At 70.5% G+C, this 22,524-nt stretch carries 15 protein-coding genes; 6 read left to right on the top strand and 9 right to left on the bottom strand.

What is annotated here, in order from left to right; all coding sequences use genetic code 11:
- The first annotated feature begins 59 nt into the window (after nt 1-59).
- Nucleotides 60-3,164 (top strand): ATP-dependent helicase, encoded by a 3,105-nt coding sequence (locus AVP41_RS03965; RefSeq protein WP_067161020.1) that lies wholly within the window; start codon nt 60-62, stop codon nt 3,162-3,164.
- A complete protein-coding gene (locus AVP41_RS03960) occupies nt 3,161-6,523 on the top strand; it encodes an ATP-dependent DNA helicase (RefSeq protein WP_082829001.1) in 3,363 nt (1,120 codons plus the stop codon). Before AVP41_RS03965 ends, AVP41_RS03960 begins: the two co-directional genes overlap by 4 nt.
- Nucleotide 6,524: 1 nt before the next feature.
- On the opposite strand, the gene AVP41_RS03955 is transcribed toward AVP41_RS03960, so the two are convergent.
- Entirely contained in the window at nt 6,525-7,790 is a 1,266-nt protein-coding gene (locus AVP41_RS03955; protein ID WP_067161014.1) for an aminoglycoside phosphotransferase, read from the bottom strand.
- Between the two features lie 63 nt (nt 7,791-7,853).
- On the opposite strand from AVP41_RS03955, the gene nudC reads away from it, so the two are divergent.
- A complete protein-coding gene (nudC, locus tag AVP41_RS03950) occupies nt 7,854-8,759 on the top strand; it encodes an NAD(+) diphosphatase (protein WP_067161012.1) in 906 nt (301 codons plus the stop codon).
- Entirely contained in the window at nt 8,756-10,492 is a 1,737-nt protein-coding gene (locus AVP41_RS03945; protein WP_067162766.1) for an ATP-dependent helicase, read from the top strand. Before nudC ends, AVP41_RS03945 begins: the two co-directional genes overlap by 4 nt.
- 760 nt (nt 10,493-11,252) lie before the next feature.
- Here AVP41_RS03945 and AVP41_RS03935 read toward each other — a convergent pair.
- Nucleotides 11,253-12,653: a zinc-dependent metalloprotease gene (locus AVP41_RS03935; RefSeq protein ID WP_067161006.1), complete on the bottom strand. Its 1,401-nt coding sequence runs from the start codon at nt 12,651-12,653 to the stop codon at nt 11,253-11,255.
- Nucleotides 12,654-12,776: 123 nt separating this feature from the next.
- On the opposite strand from AVP41_RS03935, the gene AVP41_RS03930 reads away from it, so the two are divergent.
- A complete protein-coding gene (locus tag AVP41_RS03930) occupies nt 12,777-13,898 on the top strand; it encodes a YlbL family protein (RefSeq protein ID WP_067161004.1) in 1,122 nt (373 codons plus the stop codon).
- 70 nt (nt 13,899-13,968) lie between these two features.
- Nucleotides 13,969-16,890, top strand: a complete 2,922-nt coding sequence (locus AVP41_RS03925) for a UPF0182 family membrane protein (protein WP_067161001.1) — start codon at nt 13,969-13,971, stop codon at nt 16,888-16,890.
- A 30-nt stretch (nt 16,891-16,920) separates the two neighbouring features.
- Here the strand turns inward: AVP41_RS03925 and AVP41_RS03920 are convergent, their stop codons facing one another.
- Genes AVP41_RS03920 through idi form a run of 7 tightly spaced genes read right to left on the bottom strand, consistent with a single transcriptional unit; the run spans nt 16,921 to nt 22,472 of the window.
- A complete protein-coding gene (locus tag AVP41_RS03920) occupies nt 16,921-17,790 on the bottom strand; it encodes a prenyltransferase (protein ID WP_067160998.1) in 870 nt (289 codons plus the stop codon).
- Nucleotides 17,787-18,092, bottom strand: coding sequence for a lycopene cyclase domain-containing protein (locus AVP41_RS03915; protein WP_067160995.1), 306 nt, complete (start codon nt 18,090-18,092; stop codon nt 17,787-17,789). Before AVP41_RS03915 ends, AVP41_RS03920 begins: the two co-directional genes overlap by 4 nt.
- A complete protein-coding gene (locus AVP41_RS03910; RefSeq protein WP_067162764.1) occupies nt 18,089-18,460 on the bottom strand; it encodes a lycopene cyclase domain-containing protein in 372 nt (123 codons plus the stop codon). The genes AVP41_RS03915 and AVP41_RS03910 overlap by 4 nt, the downstream gene beginning before the upstream one ends.
- 1 nt (nt 18,461) lies before the next feature.
- Entirely contained in the window at nt 18,462-20,024 is a 1,563-nt protein-coding gene (crtI, locus tag AVP41_RS03905; RefSeq protein WP_067160993.1) for a phytoene desaturase family protein, read from the bottom strand.
- A complete protein-coding gene (locus AVP41_RS03900) occupies nt 20,021-20,872 on the bottom strand; it encodes a phytoene/squalene synthase family protein (protein ID WP_067160989.1) in 852 nt (283 codons plus the stop codon). Before AVP41_RS03900 ends, crtI begins: the two co-directional genes overlap by 4 nt.
- Nucleotides 20,869-21,924, bottom strand: a complete 1,056-nt coding sequence (locus tag AVP41_RS03895) for a polyprenyl synthetase family protein (protein ID WP_067160985.1) — start codon at nt 21,922-21,924, stop codon at nt 20,869-20,871. The genes AVP41_RS03900 and AVP41_RS03895 overlap by 4 nt, the downstream gene beginning before the upstream one ends.
- Complete coding sequence (gene idi / locus AVP41_RS03890; RefSeq protein ID WP_067160982.1) at nt 21,921-22,472, bottom strand: isopentenyl-diphosphate Delta-isomerase; 552 nt, start codon at nt 22,470-22,472, stop codon at nt 21,921-21,923. The genes AVP41_RS03895 and idi overlap by 4 nt, the downstream gene beginning before the upstream one ends.
- Between the last annotated feature and the right edge of the window lie 52 nt (nt 22,473-22,524).

Genomic DNA, 22,524 nt, shown 5'->3' with positions numbered 1-22,524 from the left:
CCGCCGACCGCCGCGCCGATCGTGCGGTGATGTCGGCGCAGAGCGTTAGCGTGGGGGACATGTCGATCGCCCCGTCTCTGCATGCAGAAGAGGCGGATGCGGTGCAGAAGGAGATCATCGCGCTCCCCGCCGACGCATCGGGCGTCGTCGTGGGCGCGCCCGGAACGGGCAAGACGGCGACGATCGTGGCGCGTGCCGCGGCGCTGGTCGCCTCCGGCACGTCACCGGACCGCATCCTCGTGCTCACGCCGACGCGACCGGCCGCGACGGCGCTTCGCGACCGGGTCGCCGTGGCCGTCGGGGCGGCCACCACCGGTGCGCTCGTCAGGTCCGTCGCCGCCTTCGCCTATCAGGTGGTCCGCGCCGTCTCCGTCCATCGACGAGCCGAGACGCCGCAGCTGTTGACGGGGCCCGACGAAGACCGTCTGATCGAGGACCTCCTCCAGGGCGACGCCGAGGACGAGCGGGACGGCATCCATCGGTGGCCCGCCTCGCTGCCGGCCGAGGTCCGGGCGACCCGCGGGTTCCGTGCCGAGGTGCGCGCATTCCTCGCCGAGATGACGAGCCTCGGACTCACCGAGGCCGAGCTCTCCCGCCGTGCTCGACGCGATGGCGTGGAGGTGTGGGAGTCCATGGCGTCCTTCGCGCGGGAGTATCACGGGGTCCGGTCACGGATGCGGGGCGCGCACCGCGATGCGGCCGGTCTCGTGCGTGAGGCTGCGGAGCTCCTCGCCGATCTCCCGGTCGGCGCGCCGGAGTGGGGTGCGCTGTCCGATCTCGAGGTCGTCATGGTCGACGACGCACAGGAGCTGACCGCCGGCGGGATCGACGTTCTCGAGGCCCTGCGTCAGCGCGGGGTGTCGGTTCTCGCGTTCGGTGACCCCGACGTCGGCTCGGGAGCGTTTCGTGGCGCCACGCCGCAGAACTTCGCCCGGCTCTCGGCCTCGGGCCCAATCCACGTGCTCGCGCGACCGCACCGGGGGACCCCGCCACAGCGCGACCTCCTGGCCGAGGTCACCTCGCGCATCGGTGCGGGGGGTCTGGTCGCACACCGGCAACGGCCCACCGGCGCGCCTTCCGACGGGTCGGTGGCCGTCTTCGCCCTGCGGTCGGTCGCCGAGGAGTACGACACGATCGCACGGTTGCTGCGGGAGCGTCACGTCTACGACGGGGTGCCGTGGGGGGAGTGCGCGATCATCGCACACGACACGCGTCAAGTGGCGGCGCTCGAAGACGAGCTCGCGGCGCGCGACGTGCCCACCGGCGCCACGGGCCCCGCGCGAACCCTGGCGTCGTCGGCGACCGTGCGGGACCTGCTGCGCATGGTAGACATCGCTGCGACCGACCCCGACACCTGGGATCCCGATACGGTGCACGACGCGCTGCGCGCGGCCGGGATGGACGTCGTCGAGACGCGCCGGCTGCGATCGGCGCTGCGCCATGCGGCCGTCCGCCGTGAGGGGGAGGACGCGGCGACGGCGGCGGCACTGCTGGTGTCCGCCCTGCGGCATCCGCTGGAGTTCGAGCTCCTCGACACGCGAGAGGGCCGCCGCGCGGCACGTGTCGCCGACACGCTGATCCAGCTCGGGGCGGGACTGCGGGACGGCGCCACGGCCCATGAACTGCTGTGGACGGCATGGGAACGCTCCGGGCGGGAGCGACATCTGGTCGAAGCGGCGCGCGGGAGCGGCGTCCTGGCAGACCAGGCGGGTCGGGACCTCGACTCGGTCGTCGATCTGTTCCAGTCCGCGAAGCGGCACGGGGAGCGCGCCGACGGGACGTCCCCGATCGACTTCATCCGAGGGGTCCTCCACTCCGACGTGGCGGAAGACAGGCTGAGCGTCGCGGCCCGCGACGGCGTCGTGCGCGTCATGACACCCGCCGGCGCACTGGCGACCGAGTTCGACACCGTCGTGGTCGCCGGACTGCAGGACGGCGTCTGGCCCAATCTCCGCGTTCGCGGCGGTCTGCTGGAGACGTGGCGGCTCGGGGCGGCCGAGGGCGAGGCGGCGGACGCCCTCGACCGCCGACGTGATGTGCTCCATGACGAGCTGCGCCTTTTTGCACGCGCGATCTCGCGGGCGCGTTCCCAGCTCGTGATCACGGCGGTGGACGATGACGACAACGGACCGAGCGTCCTGTTCGAGCTCCTTCCTTCGCCTTCCCCCGTGCCGGCGTCGGCCGATCATCCCCTCTCGCTGCGGGGTCTCGTGGCCGCGCATCGGCGCACCCTCACGGCTCTCCACGCCTCGGAGGCGGACAAGGCGCACGCTTCTGCCCAGCTCGTCCTCCTCGCCGAGGCTCGTGTGCCGGGTGCGGATCCCTCATCGTGGTACGGAATGGCCGGACCCTCCTCGGCGAGCCCCTTGTTCGATCTGGAGGTCGAGCAGGCCCGCCTCTCACCGTCGAAGCTCCAGGCGATCGAGGACTGCCAACTCAACTGGGTGATCGGTGAGCTCGGTGGTGACGGGGGTGGGGTGGTCGCCGGAGTGGGGACGCTCCTCCACGCCGCGCTCGAGACCGTCGACGGCCATGATGAGGAGGCCCTGTGGGCCGCCGTGGAGCGCCGGTGGGGGGAGCTGGAGTTCGAGGCCGACTGGATCGAACGCACGGAGCGCGCGCGGGCGCGTGACCTCATCTCGCGCCTGGCTCGCTATCTCCGTGATGTCGAGGCCGACGGCGTGCAGTTGGTCAGCGCCGAACCGCATTTCGAGTGCGAGGTCCCCGTAGAGGGCCTTACCCGCCCGGCGGTCCTCAGCGGCACCATCGACCGCGTCGAACTCGCCCGCGACGGCTCGGTGGTGATCGTGGATCTCAAGACGGGGCGCAGCGAGTCGACGGGGCCGCGCGCCGCGCTCACCAACCCGCAGTTGAGCGCCTACCAGCTGGCGGTGGAGTCGGGAGCCATCGCCGCGGTGTCCGGACGGCCCTCCGGCGGCGCGAAGCTGCTCGTGCTCAAGCCGACACGCGGAGCACCGTACGCCACGCCGACGCAGCCTCCCTTCGACGAGGAGACCCGTGCTGCGTTCCTCGCCCGTGTCCGCGACGCCGTGCAGGTGGTCGGGGGATCGCAGTTCCTGGCTCCGTACGAAGCCCACTGTCGCGACGACCACACCTTCGGACTGTGTCGTATCCACACCGTGGGCGCGGTGAGTGCCTCATGACGACAGCCGACGACGTCCTCCGGGCTGCCTCGTCCTCTTCCGTTCACCCGCGGCCGAGGATCGGACCGCATGCCCTCGCGGCGGCGCTGGGGCAGTTTCCCCCGACGGACGAGCAGGCCGCGGTGATCTCCGCGCCGCTCACGCCGACGCTCGTGGTCGCCGGAGCCGGGAGCGGAAAAACCGAGACGATGGCGGGCCGGGTCGTCTGGCTGGTGGCGAACGGGCTCGTGCGTCGTGATCAGGTACTGGGACTCACGTTCACCCGTAAGGCTGCGGGCGAGCTCGCTGAGCGCATCCGGAATCGCCTGGAGAGGCTGGCCGAGTTCGAGGAGTACGGTCTCCTGGATCGTTTGGAGGAGTTGCACAGCGTGGGCGCGCTCGACACGTTCGGCGTGCTCCAGCAGCGGGGGGCGTCCTCCGCCGACCGGCGTGCCGCCCTCCGGAGTCTCGGCGGGGAAGGCGGTTCGTCGTCCGTGCCGGGCGATGCGATCCTCCACCGTCCGACGATCGCCACCTATAACGCTTTCGCCGACGGCATCGTGCGGGAGAACGCGATCCTCCTCGGACGTGATGCCGACGCGGCCGTGCTGACCGAATCGGCCGCCTGGCTGCTCATGCGTCGCGTCGTGCACGAGAGCGACGACCCCCGCCTGGAGACGGTGGAGTATCGGCCGAGCACCATCATCGACGCCGCTCTCCAACTCGCACGCGACGAGGTCGACAACCTCGTCGACCTCGAGGAGCTCGCGACGTTCGCCGCTGACTTCTCCGACGTGCTCGAGCGACCCTCGCGCGACAAGCGCACCACGGTCTACGCGGATGTGCGCACCGCCGCCGCGCGGGTGGGGGGCCTCGACGTCTTGAGCGAGCTCGCCCGCCGCTACGACGACCAGAAGCGGCGCGCGGGCCTCATCGACTTCTCCGACCAGGTCGCGGGCGCGCTGCGGGCCGTTCGTGGTCATCCCGGTATCGGCGCCTCGATGCGCGACCGGTTCCGTGTCGTGCTGCTCGACGAGTATCAGGACACCTCCGTCGTGCAGACCGACCTGCTCGCGGCGCTCTTTGCCGGCACACCGGTGATGGCGGTCGGCGATCCGCACCAGTCGATCTACGGGTGGCGCGGAGCGAGCGCCGGCAACCTCGGCGGCTTCGCGCGGGCCTTCGCGGGAACAGGCCTCGATGACGACGCCTCGGCCACCGAGTACAGCCTCCTGACGAGCTGGCGCAACAGTGCGCGCGTGCTGGAGGCGGCCAACGGAATCCTCGCCCCGCTCGCAGAGACCGCGCCGGTTCCGGTCGGCCGACTGCGGGTGCGGCCCGGTGCGCCGGAGGGATCGGTGGAGATCGGGTTCGATCCGGACATCGACGCCGAGGCCGACCGCGTGGCGGGCTGGTTCGCCGCAGTGCGCGAGGCGCGCGCGGCGCGCGGTGAGACGACCTCCGGGGCCCTGCTCTTCCGCGCCAAGAAGCATATGGTCCGCTTCGCCGACGCGCTCGCCCGGCGCGGCATCCCCCATCGGATCCTCGGTCTCGGAGGGCTCCTCAGCACCCCCGAGGTGGTGGACGTCGTGGCGGCGCTGCGGGTGATCAGCGATCCACAGGCGGGCTCCTCCCTGTTGCGACTGCTCGCCGGGCCGCGCTGGGAGGTCGGCCTCGCCGACCTTCGCGCACTCGCCGCGCTCTCGCGGCGGCTCACGCGTCATGACGCATCGCTCCAAGCGCTGGAGCCTCACGTGGTCGACCACCTCCGCCGGGCGGGCGGAGAAGCGGGATCGCTCATCGACGCGCTCGACTTCCTTACCCGGCAAAAGCCCGACCACGGCTGGCTGAGCGGCTTCACACGCGAGGGACGGGGTCGACTCCGCGAGGCGGGGACGGTGTTCGAAGGCCTGCGTCGCGCATCGACGCTCCCTGTCCCCGAACTCGTCCGCTTGATCGAGTCGGAACTGCGTCTGGACATCGAACTGGCCGCGAACGAGGCGCGCGGCCGGGCGCGCACCGCGGGCGATCAGCTGCGCGCGTTCGTCGACGAAGTGCAGAGCTTTCTCCAGACCGAGGAGAGCGGTTCCCTTCCGGCGCTGCTCGCATGGCTCGACCGCGCCGAACGGATCGACGAGTTCGCGCCCCGGACCGAACCACCCGAGCCCGATGTGGTCCAGCTGCTCACGGTCCACGGCTCCAAGGGGCTGGAATGGGACGCGGTCGCGGTCGTGCGCATGGTCACCGATGAGCTTCCCGCCAAGCCTCGCGACGGCCTGGGCTGGGCGCGTTTCGGAGTTCTCCCGTACGACTTCCGTGGCGACCGGGAGTGGTTGCCCCGCCTGCGATGGCGACGCGAGGACTCCCCGACCCAGCAGGACCTGCGCGACGCGCTGGGGGAGTTCCGCACCGACATCGCGCGCCGTCAGCTCGACGAGGAGCGGCGTCTCGCCTACGTCGCCGTCACCCGGGCGCGGGAGCACCTCCTGCTGACCGGGTCATCCTGGTCGGGCACCCTCTCTCCGCGCGATCCCAGCACCTTCCTGCGGGAGGCGGCAGAGGCTCTGGGGGCGCCGATGGGCGAGGTCGAGCCCGGCGAGAACCCCTATCAGGATGTCCGTCGGCTGCTCGCGTGGCCGCTGGATCCCCTCGGCATCCGTCGCCCTCGCGTCGAAGAGGCCGCCGCCCGTGTGCGCGCGGCCGCGGAGGGGCGACGAGCAGAGCCCTCGCGCGATCTGCGCCTGCTCCTTGCCGAGCGTGAGGAGCGTGCGGGACGGACGTCGCCGCGCGCGCCGACACGGATCCCCGCGTCGCGCTTCAAGGACTTCGCCCTCGACTACACCGCGGCGGCCGCAGCCGCCGCACGTCCGCTCCCGGAACGGCCCTATCGACAGACGCGCGTGGGGACGCTGTTCCACGCCTGGGTGGAGCAGCGTTCGGGGGTCAGCGGGCTCGGTCCCTCGATCGATGACGGCTTGTGGGAGGAGGCGAACGATCCGGCGGAGGACGCGGGTGCGGATCAGCGCACTCTCGACGAGCTCAAGGAGCGTTTCCTCGCCTCCGAGTGGGCGCCGTTGCAGCCGATCGCCGTGGAGACGGAGATCGACTTCACCGCTGACGACCTCTTCCCCGAGGAGGCAGGCAGCGGCCGCCCGCACGTCGTGATCTGCAAGCTGGACGCCGTGTATGAGCGTGACGGTCGCATCGAGATCGTCGACTGGAAGACGGGGCGACCGCCGGTGACGCCGCGGGAGCGTCGGGAACGGATGTTCCAGGTGGAGCTGTACCGGCGCGCGTATCACGCGAAGTTCGGGACTCCGCTGGACCAGATCGACGTCGTGCTCTTCTACGTCGCGGACGGGGTCGTCCTGCGCGGGTGAGTCAGGCGCTCTCCGTCCACCGGCGAAGTGCGTTACGAGCCGCCTCGTCGATGTCTTCGTCTCGCGGTTCGGTGTCGGGCTCGGACCGGTGGGGGGTGCCGCCGGTCGTCGCGCCGGGGCCGCTCGTGCCGGTGTCGGCCCAGCCTTCCCATTCGAGGGGGGCAGTCTCTTCGTCGGCAGAGCCGGGCGCAGCGGGCTCCGCGTCGTCTGCGGTGTACTCGCCGAGCGCCTCCGCGTCGTAGGTGTCGGTCTGCATCGAGGTGTCGACGGTCGCGGTGTCGGAGGCGACGCGCCCGAGGGCCGCGATCGCGTCGTCGACCGTGATGGACTCCTGTGCCAGTGGCGGGGCGTCCCTCACGCTCTCGTCGAGTGCCTCCAGCAGTCCGACGGCGTCGGCGACGACCGTCTCGGCGCCGGCCTCGTGCCCCTGGACGAGCCACGCGGCGAACTCGAGCTCGGCGTGGAGCCGAGCACGTTCCCACAGAGCGGCATCGGGCGCGTGCGACGCGGCATCGGTGTAGGCGTCGAGCACCGCGGTGCGCGCGTCGGGCGCGGAAGCCAGCCAGCGCAGGTCCTTCGCCGGATCCCCGACGCTCAGTCCACCCCAGTGGAGGAGGCCCGTGACCCGGGGGACGCCCTGCGCGTCGTCCTCGAAGAGGAACGAGGCGGGGTCGACGCCGCCGGCGGTCACGGTGCTCTCGAAGCGCCAGAGGGCGTCGGAGCCCAGCGCCGTGCTCCAGCGCCGGAGAAGCCCGAACGGGAGGAGTCCCGTCGCCTCGCAGCGGTCGAGCAGGCGCTCCGCCTCGTCACGTACCTGAGCCGCCGACAGCAACGGAAGTCCCGCATCTCGCACGATCGAGGCCGGCAAGGCGTGGACGGCAGCGATCGCGGTGCCGAGGGCGGAGGCGACGCCGGGACCGGGTGGCACGTGCGCCGCATCGACGCGGTACCCGGGCGACCAGGTCTGGACGACGGCGTGGCGTCCGTCGACCGTGGTCTCACCCACGACGAAGGGAGCGTGGAACGGCAGGACGCTCCTAACGCCCTGCGTGAGGGCGCCCAGAGCGCGCGCGTCGCTGCGGAGGTCGTTCTCCGCCGCGGCGTCGATCGGGACGCGGATGACGACCTTGGCGCCGTCGTGCAGAGTGGCCACCGCGGAGTCGTATCTCCCGCTTGCTCCCTCCGACAGTGCGGCGGCGCCGACGACCACTGCTCCGGGCAGGGCCGAGGTCACCGACGCGGCTAGAGTGAGAGGTGAGCGTGCCATGCCCCCAGGGTAGGCGGGGCACGTCCGGGCGCTACGGCGCCACGCCCGCAAGAGAGGTCCTCGATGACGCCTCAGGACACACCTCAGCCGCCCGCTCTCTCGCGCGCGGCCCTCGGCCGTGCCGCCGAGGAGCGCGAGGACCCGACTCTGGTTCCGCGACTGCGGGCCGACGCGGAGACCCGGGTGGTCGTCGTCAGCGGCGATCGCGCCCCGGTCACCTCCGACCTCCGCCTGCGGACATTCAGGCCGGCCGAGGTGACGGCGGCGGCGGACTGGGCCTTCCTCGGGCGCGACGGGAACGGCCGTGCCCTGCTCGTCGCCCCATGCGATGAGGCCGAGGCCGCCGCGCTTCCCGCGCCGGAGTGGGCGTCGTTGCGCGAGGTCGGAGCGACCCTTCCCGGGGAGGACGCGGCGGCGCTGGTGGCCGCCGTCGCGGTCGGGCGGTGGCTGCGCGACGCAGCGTTCTGCTCCCACTGCGGCGCGCGCACGGCGGTCCGCGCCTCCGGCTGGGCCAGGTCATGCCCCGCGTGCGGACGCGAGCACTTCCCGCGTACCGATCCGGCCGTCATCGTCGCGGTCTCCGACGCGGCAGGCGACCGTCTTCTCCTGGGGCAGAACGCGCAGTGGCGCAGCCGCAACGTGTACTCCACCTTCGCGGGCTTCGTCGAGGCGGGCGAGTCCCTGGAAGCGGCGATCCTGCGGGAGATCGAAGAGGAGGCGGGAGTGCGGGTCTCCGACATCCGGTATCGCGGGTCGCAGCCCTGGCCGTATCCGAGATCGCTCATGATCGGCTTCCACGCGACGGTGGACGACGCCTCGGTGGCGCGTCCCGACGGTGACGAGATCGTGGATGTCCGTTGGTTCACGCGTGCCGAGATCGCCTCGGCCGTCGACGGCCGAGCCGACTTCGTGCTGCCCGGGGAGACCTCGATCGCACGCCGGCTGATCGCGGATTGGGCCGCGGCGTGAGCGGCGACGCCCTCGCCGGACTCGACGAGGCGCAACGGGAGGCGGCGAGCATCCTGCGCGGTCCCGTGTGCGTTCTGGCGGGAGCCGGAACCGGGAAGACGCGAGTGATCACCCACCGCATCGCCCACGGTGTGGACACCGGCGCCTACTCGCCCTCCCGGGTGATGGCCGTGACGTTCACCGCCAAAGCCGCCGGGGAAATGCGGGGGCGGCTGCGGCGCCTCGGTGTGCCGGGGGTGTCGGCGCGGACGTTCCACGCCGCGGCGCTGGCGCAGGTGAACCATTTCTGGCCGCAGGTCGCCGGTGACACGGCCCCGACGATCGTGTCCGGGAAGGTCCGGCTCCTCGGTCAGGCGGCAGACGGTCTGCGGCTCCGTCTGGATGGCGCGACGCTGCGTGACGTCGCGAGCTACATCGAGTGGCGGAAAGTCACGATGCGCTCGATCGAGCAGGCTGCCCGCGACCGACCGAGATCGATCGGCGGCGTCGGGCCCGACGCGCTCGCCGAGCTGCAGCGGGCGTACGAGAGGCTCAAGGACGAGCGTCGGCAGCTCGACTTCGAAGACGTTCTCCTGGCGTGCGCCGGGATGCTCGAGTCCGAGCCGCGCGTGGCTGCGCAAGTGCGCGAGCAGTACCGCCACTTCACCGTCGACGAGTTCCAGGACGTATCGCCGCTGCAGTACCGGCTTCTCGAGCTGTGGGTGGGGGACCGGCGGGATCTGTGCGTGGTGGGTGACGCGAGCCAGACGATCTACTCGTTCGCCGGTGCGGACCCCTCCTACCTCCTCGACTTCGAGGCGCGCCACCCCGACGCCCGGCTGGTCCGGTTGGAGCGCAACTACCGATCAGACCCCGCGGTCCTCGATGTCGCCAATGCGCTCATGCGCGGGCGACCCGGCGCGCTCCGGCTCCAGAGCGCGGCGCGTGAGGTCAGCGGGAGTTCGTCGGCCGCATCATCGGCTCCCTCGGAGTACGCCTACTCCGACGATGCCGCGGAGGCGTCCGGAGTGGCCGCGCGCATCGCTGGTCAACTGTCGTCCGGCGTCGCGCCGCACGACATCGCGGTCCTCTATCGTTCCAACGCGCAGTCCGCCCCGCTGCTGTCGGCGCTGGCCGCGGCGGGGATCCCCGCCACGGTGCTCGGCGGGACACGGTTTTTCGATCTGCCCGAGGTGCGTCAAGCGCTGATGGCGCTGCGGGGCGCCGCTGTTGCACCGATGGAGACCGGTTTCGTGCCCGCCGTCCGCGATGTGCTGCGATCGCTCGGTCACACCGACGAGGCGCCACCCGTCGGAGGAGCGCTCCGGGAGACCTGGGAGGCGCGGGCGGCGCTGCTCCGTCTCGCTGAGGAAGCGCCGGCGGACATGACACTGCGACGTTTCGCGGACGAGCTGCACGCGCGCGCGAAAGATCAGCACGAGCCCTCGCTGAGGACGGTGACCCTCGCCACGCTCCATGCGGCCAAGGGCCTCGAATGGGACCACGTGCACATCGTCGGACTCGCCGAGGGACTCCTCCCGATCTCGTACGCGACGGGACTGGAGCAGATCGACGAGGAGCGACGCCTCGCCTACGTCGGCATCACGCGGGCCGCGCGAACCCTCGCGCTGTCGTGGGCGCGGGGGAGCGGGGGGCGGGAGCGTCAACGCTCCCGTTTCCTTCAGGAGATCGGCACAGGCACATTGCGTGCGGGTGATGTACGCGCCACCGGCGACGCACGCTCGCGGCGCTGACGGCGACCGAGACTCCCGGCCGCACCGCGCCGTGGAGGAACCGCCCGGCGAGGGTGGCGGCATCCACGAGCACGGCGCGGGACGTCGGCGGTGCCGGGCGTCCCAGCAACTGGCTCACCAGCAGAGGCCACTGCGGGTCGCGATCGCGATGATGAGCCGCCAGGCAGGACAGGCATGCCGTGAGGCCGGGAAGAATGAGGGGGCCGACGACCGCGTGCGCTCCGGCAAGGACGATCGGCAGGTGCGGCACCCCGTCGGCCATGAGTCTGGCGGCGTGCCCCGGATCCACGAGGTGGTGGGCGACGATGATCAACGGGGCGCGGCTGGTGTCCGGCCAACGTCGGACGTCGGCGAGCTCGACTCCGCACCGCTCCAGCGTCTCCTGAACGAGGTTCGCATCTGCGACCGGGAAGTCCCCCGGAAACTCCAGGCTGGCTGGTCGCTCCTCGCCGCTGTCATGGGTCAAGGCCGGGCGGATCGCCCGCACGAACTCCTCTGCCTCGGATGGAGAGGCTCCGAAACTCCGCGCGAGGCCGACGAGTCTCCCGTCCGGGACCCCGCCCTCCAGGGCGGCCAGCACTCTCTCTTGCCACGGCCGGACGTCTCGCAGCCGAGCCACGTCGTCGACGCCGAACTGCAGATCGGAGGGCGTGCGCCACAGCGGCGGGTGGGAGGGATCGAGCCGGAGCATGCGGTCGATTCTCGTGCGCGGCGGGAGCGGGAGTGACGCGCTGTCCACAAGCCGCCGTGCCAGGGCCGCTCAGACCGGCCGCGGACCCTCCGGCGGCAGGTCGTCGTCGCCACCGGCCCCGTCGCCCGGACGCTCGTCGGTGGCTTCGGCCAACAGGGCGTCCAGCGCGTCGTCCATCGCGTCGCGCGCGGGGCTCTCGCCGCGCTCTCGCGCCTGCAGGCGTTCCACGAGCGCGGCTGGATCATCGATGTCCTCCGCCGTGGGCATCAGGTCGGGGTAGTCCCACAGCGAGTCGCGCGCGGTCGCGCCCACCGCATCGGTGACGGCACGCCACATCGCCGCCGCCTCCCGCAGTCGCCGGGGGCGCAGCTCGAGTCCCACGAGGGATCCCATCGCGCGTTCGGCGGGTCCGCCCACGGCGCGCCGGCGTCGCACGGCCTCGGCGATCCGGTGCGCGTCGGGGAGCCGGTGAGTCGCATCGGCCGTGACGACATCGACCCAGCCCTCGATCGTGGCCAGCAGGTTCTCGAGGCGAGCCAATGCGGCGACCTGCGCCTCGGACCGTGTATCGAGGAGGGCCCCGCTCTGCAGCGCGTCGCGGAGCTCCTCGGGGGACGACGGGTCGAATCGTGTGGCCATGTCCTCCAGCGCGTCGGTGTCGACCCGCAGTCCCCGCGCAAACTCGGTCACCTGAGAGATCACGTGCAGGCGCAGCCAGCGAGCGTGACGGAACAGCCGGGCGTGAGCGAGCTCACGCGTCGCGACGTAGAGGGCGAGCTGATCCTCGTCGATCTCGAGATCCCTGCCGAAGTCGGCGAAGTTCTGGGGGAGGAGCGCGGCCTCGCCGTCGGGCATCAGCGGGATCCCGACGTCGCCGCCCGAGATCACCTCCAGCGACAGAGCGCCCACGACGGAGCCCAACTGCGCGGCGAACAGCGAGCCGCCCACCGTCCGCATGATGCGCCCCGCGTTCGCCGCGGCGGCACGCATCTCCTCCGGGAGCTGCGTGCCGATCGCCTCCGTCAGCGCGTCGGCGATCGAGGTGGCCACCGGCTCGGCGAGCTCTTGCCACACCGGGAGGGTGGACTCGACCCACTGGCCGCGGGTGACGGCGCGGGCGGGAGCGGGGAGCTCGGAGATCGCGGTCGCTTCGCTCAGCCAGAGGGTGGCCAGGGACACCGCGCGGTCGAGGTCTGCCCGTACTCCGCTGTCGATGGCGTGGCTGTCCTTGTTGGCGAGATGAAGCGCCTGGGTGCGTGCCGCCGACCAGTCGATCGATCCGTCACCTCCGGCGGCGAAGGCGCCCTGGAGCTGTCGCATCATCTGCTGCACCATCGCGGGATCGAGACCGAGTCCTCGCAACTGCTCCAGCTGCTCCGGATCCAGCCCCGCGAGGCCTCCTTGGCCCCCCAGCAGATTGCGGAGCATCTCGGCGAAGTCCTCGGGTTCGGGGCGGTCGTCGTCGCTCATGTCAGGGGCCTTTCAGCAGGATGATGACATCGCGTTCTACGCTAGTCGCACGCGTTCACGCCCCGTCCGGCGCGAGCCCGTCTCGTGTACGCCGGTCGCGAACGTCCGGCCAGGAAGGTCGTTGTGGCACTGTTCGAAGACCGCGACGTGGTCGCGCCCGCTCCCCGCCGTCGTCTGCCGCGCTCGGCCGTCGCCGGTATCTGGGCCGTCACGGTCGCCCTCGCCGCCCTTCTCGCGCTGACCGTGCTCCCCACCTCGTTCGTGATCCAGCAGGCGGGCCCCGTCTTCAACACGCTGGGAACGGCTCAGAACGCCGACAAGGAGGACGTCCCGCTCATCTCGATCAAGGGAGCGCAGACGTATCCGACGGCCGGGTCGCTCGATCTCCTCACCGTGCAGGTGGTCGGCAATCGGGAGCGCACCCCCTCGTGGTTCGAGCTCGCCACCGCGTGGTTCGATCCCTCCCGTGCGGTGATCCCGATCGATCAGGTCTTCCCGGCAGGAGAGACGACGGAGCAGCGCAACGAGCAGAGTGCCGCGATGATGGTCGACTCGCAGAAGGAGGCGACGGCAGCGGCATTGACCTCCCTCGGATACGACGTGAAGCCGGTGGTCCGGGTCTATGCCCTCACCGACGACTCCCCGTCGCAGGGGCGGCTGGAAGCCGACGACGTGATCCGTCGGGCCGACGGGAAGGAGATCAGCGACGTCTCCGAACTTCGCAAGGTCATCAACGACGCCGATGGTGCTCCCGTCGCCTTCGACGTGGATCGGAGCGGGAAGGCGGTGTCGGTCACCGTCACGCCCACGCAGGCGGTCGTCGACGGGGAGACCTCCTGGGTCGTCGGCATCACCGCGATGCACGACTACACCTTCCCCATCGAGGTGACCATCCAGCTCGACAACGTCGGGGGGCCGAGCGCCGGAATGATGTTCGCTCTCGGGATCATCGACACCCTCACGGAGGGGGAGCTCAACGGCGGGCTCGATGTCGCGGGCACCGGCACGATCGATGCGGCTGGTACCGTGGGCCCGATCGGCGGGATCCGGCAGAAGATGTACGGCGCCGTCCGCGCGGGAGCCGATTACTTCCTGGCACCGGAGAGGAACTGCGGCGAGGTCGTCGGCCATGTCCCCTCCGGTCTCCGGGTCTTCTCCGTCGCCACACTCGACGACTCGCTCGCGGTACTGAAGGCGCTGCGCGATCACGGCGATCTGGATGCGCTTCCCACCTGCAGCTCCTGACGAGCCGGACAGGGGTGGTGACCGCCGATCCACGGCGCTCACCCAGACGGCCCCCGCTTAGGATGGAGGGGTGACCACGACCTCAGCGCCGAACCAGGCCACGCCCAGTCCCCTCCGCCGAGCGATCGGCATCACGCTCGCGGTGATCGCCGCGCTCGTGGTGGCGTTCTTCACCTTCGCGAGCCTCTTCGCCGATTGGCTCTGGTACGAACAGCTCGGCTTCGACGGGGTGCTCGTGACGCAGTGGACAGCGCGGGTCGTCATGTTCCTCGTCGGCTTCGCCGCGATGGCCGTGCCGGTGTTCGTCGCGATCCAGCTCGCCTACCGGTTGCGCCCGGTGTACGCCCGCCTGAGCTCGCAGCTCGACCACTACCAGGAGGTCGTCGAGCCGCTGCGTCGCCTGGCCATGTGGGGCATTCCCGTCTTCTTCGGCGCATTCGCCGGCTTCGCCGCCTCCGCACAGTGGGAGACCGCCTGGCTGTGGATGAACCGCGTTCCCACGGGCGACCTCGATCCCCAGTTCGGGCTGGATACGAGCTTCTATCTGTTCGAGCTCCCCTTCTACGGCTCGGTCGTCGGGTTCGCCTCCGCCGTGCTCCTGGTGTGCCTGGCCGTCACCGTGATCGTGGCGTACCTCTACGGTGCGATGAGGATCGGCCAGCGCGAGCTGCGGATCTCCAAGTCGGCGCGTATCCAGCTCGCCGTGATCGCCGGTCTCTATCTCGCGGTGCAGGCCGTCAGCCTGTGGCTCGACCGCTACAAGACGCTGCTGTCGGAGGGGGACCGCATCACCGGCGCCGGCTACACCGACGTGCACGCGATCATCCCCGGTCTGACCATCCTCGCCGTCGTGGCAGCGATCGTCGCGGCGCTGTTCTTCGTCACCGCCGTGATCGGACGCTGGCGCTTTCCGCTCATCGCGACCGCGCTGCTGATCGTCTCGTCCCTCGTCGTGGGCGTCGCCTACCCCTGGTTCGTCAACCAGTTCCAGGTGGTGCCGAACCAGGAGCGGCTGGAGAGCACGTACTACCAGCGCAACATCGATGCCACCAAGAAGGCCTACGGGATCAACGATCTGGAAAAGATCGACTACAACGCGGTGACGACCGCCGAGTCGGGGCAGCTGCGCGCCGATGCCGAGACCACGGCCTCGATCCGCATCATGGACCCGGCGATCATCCCGCCCACGGTGCGTCAGCTCGAGCAGTATCGCTCGTACTACAAGTTTGCCGATCCGCTGGATGTCGACCGCTACGAGATCGACGGCAAGACGCAGGACGCGGTCGTCTCGGTCCGCGAGCTCGACCTGCCGCAGCTGGGTCAAGCGGCCTCCTGGTACAACACGACGCTGGTCTACACCCACGGGTACGGCATGGTGGCCGCGAAGGGCAACGACCGGACGGCGGACGGCAACCCGGTCTTCATCGAACGCGGCATCCCGACCTCGGGACAGCTGACCACCGAGGAGAAGTACGAGCCTCGTGTGTACTTCGGTGAGTCCTCGCCCGCCTACTCGATCGTCGGCGCGCCCGAAGGCACCGATGACATCGAGCTGGACTACCCGCGCGGCACCGAAGACGGCGCGGCACAGACCAAGACGACCTTCACGGGCGACGGTGGACCGGACATCGGGAACCTCTTCAACCGACTCATCTACGCGCTGAAGTTCCAGTCGACCGACATCCTCTTCTCCGACGCGGTCAACGAGAAGTCGCAGATCCTCTACGACCGTGACCCGCTCACTCGGGTGCAGAAGGCGGCGCCGTACCTCGAGCTCGACAACGACCCGTACCCGAGTGTCGTGGACGGACGGATCGTGTGGATCGTCGACGGCTACACGCTGAGCGCCAACTATCCCTACTCGTCGATCGTCAGCCTGCGTCAGGCGATCAGCGACTCGACGACGAACGTCTCCCGGCTGGCGCTGGACAACGTCAACTACATTCGCAACTCGGTCAAGGCCACTGTCGACGCCTATGACGGCTCGGTCACGCTGTATGCGTGGGACGAGACCGATCCGCTGCTCAAGGCGTGGCAGAAGGTGTACCCGAACACGCTGCGGCCGATCTCGGACATGTCGGCGCAGCTGATGAGCCACGTGCGCTACCCGAGCGACCTGTTCAAGGTGCAGCGGGCGATGCTCGGCACCTACCACGTCGACGACGCCGCGTCCTTCTACGCTCGTGACAATGCCTGGAAGACCCCCAACGACCCGGTCTCCAAGAACGACGTCCTTCAGCCGCCGTACTACCTCACGATGCAGATGCCCGGCCAGGACGAGCCGACGTACTCGATGTTCAGCTCCTTCATCCCTGCCTCCGAGGGCACGGGGGCGCGCAATGTGCTCATGGGGTATCTGGGCGTGGACGCCGACGCCGGGAACCAGAAGGGCGTGCGCGGCGAGGGCTACGGCAAGCTCCGCATGCTGGAGATCAGCGCCGACCAGCCGGTGCCCGGTCCCGGTCAGGTGCAGAGCCGTTTCAACTCCGACGAGGTCATCTCATCGCAGATCAACGTCCTCAAGATCGGCCAGTCCGAGGTCCTCAACGGCAACCTGCTGACGCTCCCCGTCGGTGGCGGTTTCCTCTACGTGCAGCCCGTGTTCGTCCAGCCGGCGAGCGGCACACAGCTCCCGGCGCTCCGGAAGATCCTGGTCGCGTTCGGTGACGAGCTGGCCTTCGAGGACACCCTGCAGGAGGCCCTCGACTCCCTCTTCCAGGGCGACTCGGGTGCCAGCACCGGCGACGGCGACGTGACACCGACGCCGAACCCGAGCCCGTCGCCCGGAGCGACCGAGACGCCCGGCGGGGGAACCCCCGGGGGCACCGACACGAACGTGGCCTACCAGGCGGCACTCAACGATGCGCGACAGGCGATGCTCGACCGCGATGCCGCGCTCAAGGCGGGGGACCTCACGAAGTTCGCCGAGGCGGACGCCCGACTCACGAAGGCCGTCGAGACGCTGCTGGAGCTCAGCCCGAGCCAGGGCTGATCACCTGGGTTCGTGTCGGCCGGGCCGCGGTCAGGCCGACACGAACCACCACCAGATCGCCAAGAGCGTGGTGCCGAACCCGGCGATCTGGTTGAGCCACAAGAAGCGGTTCCATCCCGCTGTCGCCCGGGTGCAGTCCTCGTCACGGAGGTTCCGCGAGGGCCACGCGTTCACGAGGTAGGGAACGACGAGCACGGCCGCGAGAGGCCCGGGCCAGGTCGTTGCGAGGAGCGCGATCCCGGCGAGGCCGTAGGCCGCCAGAGCGATCCGGACGGTGGCACGGGCGCCCAGGACCGTCGCGATCGAGGCGATGCCGGCCTCACGGTCGGCGACGATGTCCTGCACGGCGCCGAAGGCGTGAGAAGCGATGCCCCACAGGGCGAAAGCGACGACGACGAGCACGAGAGCGCCCGTCCACGTCGCGTTCGCCAGGACGAGTCCGAAGACGGCCGGGGAGAAGAAGTGGATGCTGCTGGTGATCGAGTCCGCGAACGGCCGCTCCTTCAGTCGCAGCGGCGGCGCGGAGTAGAAGACGACGAAGAACAGGCTCAGCGCGAGGACCAGTGTCGACAGGGGCGATCCCCACATCACGAGCAGCACGACGAACGGCACGAGGCCGACGGCAGAAGACCAGAGGGTGATGCGATGGAACCGCCGGTCGAGGACCGAACCGTGGGTCCCGCCTTTGCGAGGATTGCGCAGGTCGGATTCGTAGTCGAAGACGTCATTGATCCCATACATCGCGAGGTTGTAGGGGATCAGGAAGAAGATCGTTCCCACGACGAGGAGCAAGTCGATCTGTCGCGTGGTGAGGAGGTAGGCGAGTGCGAACGGGTAGGCCGTGTTGATCCAGCTCACGGGGCGAGAGGCGACGAACAGCTGCACGAGGATCTGCGTCATTCCGGACCTCTTTCGGGGAGGAGGGCGAACACGGCGGGAACGAGGAAGGCGGCGCAGACGGGGTAGGCGAAGTCCTCGATGGGCGCGAGGCCGATGCGGATGCCGCTGATGAGATCCTCCGGGTAGGTGAACAGCCCCACGGCGATCATCAGGTTGTCGAAGACCGCCGTCAAGGCGACGAGCACGGCCGCGGCGATTCCGGAGGCGAGGAGGCGCTGCCGGGCGCCCGGTCGTCGCAACGACCACAGGGTGACCGCGAGCGTCACGATCAGGAACGGAACGACGATCACGGGGTAGCTCACGAGCGGCCCCCCTCATCGTCGCGGTGCGGGGGCGCGGCGGTCGCGTCGACGCCGCCGCGACGACGGATGGGGCGGAGGGCGGCCTGCCACACGACGAGCCCGAGGTAGCAGAGGAAGGCGAGGAAGACCGGCTCCTCGACGGGCAGGTGCGGAGCCAGATCCCAGCCGAGGAGGAGAGGGCTGGAGCCCTTGACGAACACCCCCGAGGCGATCCCGACCGCGTCCCACGCGAGGAAGAACACGGTTCCCACCGCGACGGTGGTCGCCGTTCGCGCGCGAGCGGGGGGAAAGGCCAGGCGGAAGCGGACATCGAGCGCCGCGACACCCGCGGCCGAGAGCACGAGGAAGAGGAGATAGAGCCCGGGCATGTCAGCGGCGATGCGAGAGGGGGGCTGCGATGCGGCCCGCACCGCGTTCCCCGCGCACGCGTTTCAACACGAGCTCGGCCGAGATGAGGCACATCGGGAGTCCGATGCCCGGGAGCACCGAGCACCCGGCGTAGAGGAGGTTCTTCACCTTCTTGGAGGCATTGCGGGGCCGGAAGACCGCGCTCTGACCGAGGGTGTGGGCAAGGCCCAGGGAGCTCCCGCGCCAGATGCCGAGGTCGGCTTCGAAGTCGGCGGGCATGATGGTCCGTCGCACCCGGATGCGCTCGGCGAGGTCGGGTGCCGCCGTCCACTCCGCGATCTGGGCGATCACGCGGTCGGCGAGCTCCTCGACCCGCGGATCGCCTGAGCGGTCCTCTCCGCCCCGTCCCAGGGAGGGGTCGGCGGGGATCGGGACCAGGACGAACAGATTCTCCGCGCCCGGAGGCGCGACGGTGGGGTCGGTCGCCGACGGGCGGCAGACGTAGAGCGACGCGGGGTCGGGAACCCGGGTCTCCTTCCCGAAGATCGCGCCGAAGTTCTCGCGCCAGTCCTCGGCGAACAGAAGCGTATGGTGCGGCAGCTGGGGAAGCTCTCCGTCGACCCCGAGGAGGAGCAGGAGCGCCCCGGGACTCGGCGTGCGCCGCCGCCACCAGCGTTCCGGGTAGGAGCGCAGGGCGGGCGGAAGGAGCCGGGTCTCGGTGTGGTGGAGGTCGGCGCCCGACACGACGAGGTCGGCCGCGTGGAGGCTGCCGTCCGCGAGTCGAATCCCCGTGGCCCGACCGTTCTCGACGAGGATCTCCTCGACGGGGCTCGAAGTCCGCACCTCCACGCCGCGTTCCCGCGCGAGCCTGTCGATCGCGCGGATGAGCTCGGTGAAGCCGCCCTGCGGGTAGAGGACGCCGTCATCGAGGTCGAGGTGGCTCATCAGGTGGTACAGACTCGGGGCGTGGTACGGCGACGCGCCGAGGAAGACGGCGGGGTAGCCGAGGATCTGGCGGAGCAGCGGGTCGCGGAACGATCGTGCCGCGTGTTGGGCCAACGGGCGGAGAAGGAGCGGGATGAGCTCGGGCAGGCGCCGCACCACGCGGCGGTCCCGAAGCCCTTCGGTGGTCTCGTAGGTGTCGTAGAGGAAGCGTGACACGGCGAGGTCGTACGCATCGGCGGCGGAATCGAGGTAGGCGTCCAGTCGCGCTCCGGCGCCCGGCTCCCGCGACTCGAAGAGCCTCCGCGCATGGTCTCTGCCCGAGACGACATCGACGGGCTCCGCCGGCCCCGCGGCCGTCGGCTCGCCGTACACACGGTAGGCGGGATCGAGCCGGACGAGGTCGAGTTGTTCCGCCGCTGTGGTTCCGAGCAGCGCGAAGAAGTGCTCGAACACCTCGGGCATGAGGTACCAACTCGGCCCCGTGTCGAACCGGAAGCCGTCGCGCTCCCACGATCCCGCGCGTCCACCGACCTCCTCGCGCGCCTCGAACACGGTGACCGTCGCGCCGTCGTGCGCCAGGAGCGCGGCGGTGGCCAACCCGGCGATGCCGCCACCGATCACCGCGACCGTGCCGTTCATGATGTGCTCCGAGGGGAGAGGCGAAGGAGGGAGCGTGCCGCGATCCGCGCCTTCACACCGCCGGGGACGCTCACGCGAGTGTCGGGGTCGGCGGACCGCAGGCGCTGCGCGAGCTCGGCGAACAGGCCGTGTGCCACCGTGACGGCTCGGCGACAGTCACGGGGGAGACGGGGGATCACCGCCGCGGCGGCGTCCAGGTCGGCCTGAATGCGCTGGAGCACGTCCTCACGGGTGTTCTCGCCCGTCGACAGACCCAGATAGTCGCGGCCCAGTCGTTCCGCATCGTCGGAGCGGTCGCGGAGGAAATTGATGTCTTGGAATGCCGCCCCGAGCCGACGTGCGCCGTCGACCAGGGCCGGATCGGGTGCAATCGGTCGCCGCGAGCCGGCGTTCACGAAGATCTGCAGGCACATGAGCCCGATGACCTCCGCCGACCCGTAGACGTAGGCGTCGTGAGACGCTCCATCGTGAAGGGAGGTGTCGAGGTCGGTGCGCATCGAGGCGAAGAACGGAACGATGAGATCCGCGCCGATTCCGCAGGCGCGCGCCGTGAGGGCGAAGGCGTGCACCACGAGATTCGTGCTGAACCCTCCGGCGACGGCGTGCAGGGTCTCGGCCTCCAGCGCGTCGAGGATCGCGCGTTGCTCGTCGGGAGCGACGCCGGCCGCGTCAGCGGTCCCATCGACGACCTCGTCGGCGATGCGTACGAGCGCATAGACGCAGCGGACGTCCTGACGAGTGCGCTTTCCCAGCAGCCGGCAGGCGAGGGCGAATGAGGTCGAGTAGGCGCCGATCACCACCGACGCGGCCTCGCGCGCGCAGCGGTCATAGAGGGTCGCGGCGCTCACGGGATCCGCGCCTCGATGGCGACGGCCAAGCGTTCGAGCAGATCGACCGCGCGCGCGGGGAGCGCCGGCGAACTCGCGTGCATTCTCGCTCGGGCGAGGCTCTCCGACACCATACGTTCCAGTTCACCACGTGCGCCGCTGGCCTCGATCGCGCGCTGTGCGCGTCGGACGGCGATGGGGCCGGTGTGGGCCACGGCCAGCGCCGAGCTGACCCGGGGCCATTGCGGCGTCTCCCGGGCCAGCGCGATGAGGGGGGTGCGCTTGGACTCGCGAAGATCCGCGCCCGGTTCACGTCCGGCCTGTCGCCGGGTGCCGAAGGTCCCGATGAGATCGTCGACGAGCTGGAACGCGAGGCCGAGCTCGGCCGCCGCCTCGGCCAGCGGTGCGTGGGCCGGGGCGCCGGCGAGAATCGCGCCGGCGCGCAGGGGCGCACGAAACGAGTACACCGCCGTCTTGTCGTGCGCCGCCGCGAGGAGGGCCTCGGCGTCGGGATAGTCCGCGCGGGACGAATGTTCGGCGTCGGCGAGCTCGCCCACTGCCGAGACGAGCACCGCCTCGTCCAGGACATCCGTGAGTGCCGCCCGGGTGCTCTCATCCACGGGTGCGGCGGCGATGATCCGTGCGGCCTCGAACAGGAGCAGGTCTCCGGCGAGCACCGACGCGGCGTCGGCGACGACCCGCGCCCCTCGCTCGTCGGCGCCCGCGGACAGGGCGCGGGCTTGGAACCGCCCTGCCACGTTCGGCATCCCGCGTCGTTCGACGTCGCGGTCAATGAGGTCGTCGTGGATGAGGAACGCCGTGTGCAGGATCTCGAAGGCTGCGGCGACCTGCCACAGGGCCGGAGCCTCCGTCTCGCGTCCTCCGAAGGCGGTGAACGCCGCCACGACCAGGGCGGGGCGGAAGCGTTTGCCGTCGGCCGTCGCAGCGGCCACCGCCTCGCCGAGAGCGCGGGCGCCCTCTCCGAGCGCGGCCGTGCGTGCGCAGAGCCGTTGGACGGACTCGGTGATCGCGGCGTCGATCGCGCTGTGCTGCTGGGCGGTGAGGTCGATCACGAAGCCCTCTTGCGGGCGTCGTCGTCCTCGAACAACCCCAGCTGCTCGGCTTGGAGCACGAGCCACGGGCTGAAGGCCCACGGCGTCGCGGCCAGTCCGGCGCCCAGCTCCTCCGGTCTCACCCAGCGGGCTTCCACGACTTCGCGGGGGTTGAGGTCGGGCTCGTCATCGGTGACCGCGAGGTAGACGGGGCAGACCTCGTGCTCGACGACACCGCTCGCGTCCACGGCGCGGTAGCGGAACAGCGGCAGGGCCAGCCGCACGTCGCGCAGGGTGATCCCCAGCTCGTGCTCGGCCCGACGGTGAACGGCAGCGATCACCGGCTCGGCGGGGCGGGGGTGCCCGCAGAACGAGTTGCTCCAGACACCGGGCCACGTACGCTTGTCGAGTGCCCTGCGTGTGACGAGCGTCTCGCCGCGGCGGTTGTACACGTGGCACGAGAAGGCGAGATGGAGCGCGGTATCGGTGCCGTGCACACTCGATTTCGGAGCGGTACCGATCTCTTGTCCGTCGTCATCGAGGAGCACGACGAGATCGGTCACAGTCATGTCTTCTCCTTATTGCTAGTTTAACTAGCGATTTTCAGCGATACTACATAAG

This window comes from Microbacterium sp. TNHR37B, assembly GCF_001620065.1.
Classification (GTDB): Bacteria; Actinomycetota; Actinomycetes; order Actinomycetales; family Microbacteriaceae; genus Microbacterium.
Note: the sequence above shows the minus strand (reverse complement) of the source record. Positions and strands in the feature narration are given on the sequence as shown.

Bases quoted from the DNA above. Each gene is read 5' to 3' on its own strand.
- AVP41_RS03920 (WP_067160998.1), bottom strand. From the start codon at position 17,790: ATGACGCAGATCCTCGTGCAGCTGTTCGTCGCCTCTCGCCCCGTGAGC.
- AVP41_RS03935 (WP_067161006.1), bottom strand. From the start codon at position 12,653: ATGAGCGACGACGACCGCCCCGAACCCGAGGACTTCGCCGAGATGCTC.
- idi (WP_067160982.1), bottom strand. From the start codon at position 22,472: ATGACTGTGACCGATCTCGTCGTGCTCCTCGATGACGACGGACAAGAG.
- AVP41_RS03960 (WP_082829001.1), top strand. From the start codon at position 3,161: ATGACGACAGCCGACGACGTCCTCCGGGCTGCCTCGTCCTCTTCCGTT.
- nudC (WP_067161012.1), top strand. From the start codon at position 7,854: ATGACGCCTCAGGACACACCTCAGCCGCCCGCTCTCTCGCGCGCGGCC.
- AVP41_RS03910 (WP_067162764.1), bottom strand. From the start codon at position 18,460: ATGCCCGGGCTCTATCTCCTCTTCCTCGTGCTCTCGGCCGCGGGTGTC.
- crtI (WP_067160993.1), bottom strand. From the start codon at position 20,024: ATGAACGGCACGGTCGCGGTGATCGGTGGCGGCATCGCCGGGTTGGCC.
- AVP41_RS03965 (WP_067161020.1), top strand. From the start codon at position 60: ATGTCGATCGCCCCGTCTCTGCATGCAGAAGAGGCGGATGCGGTGCAG.
- AVP41_RS03955 (WP_067161014.1), bottom strand. From the start codon at position 7,790: ATGGCACGCTCACCTCTCACTCTAGCCGCGTCGGTGACCTCGGCCCTG.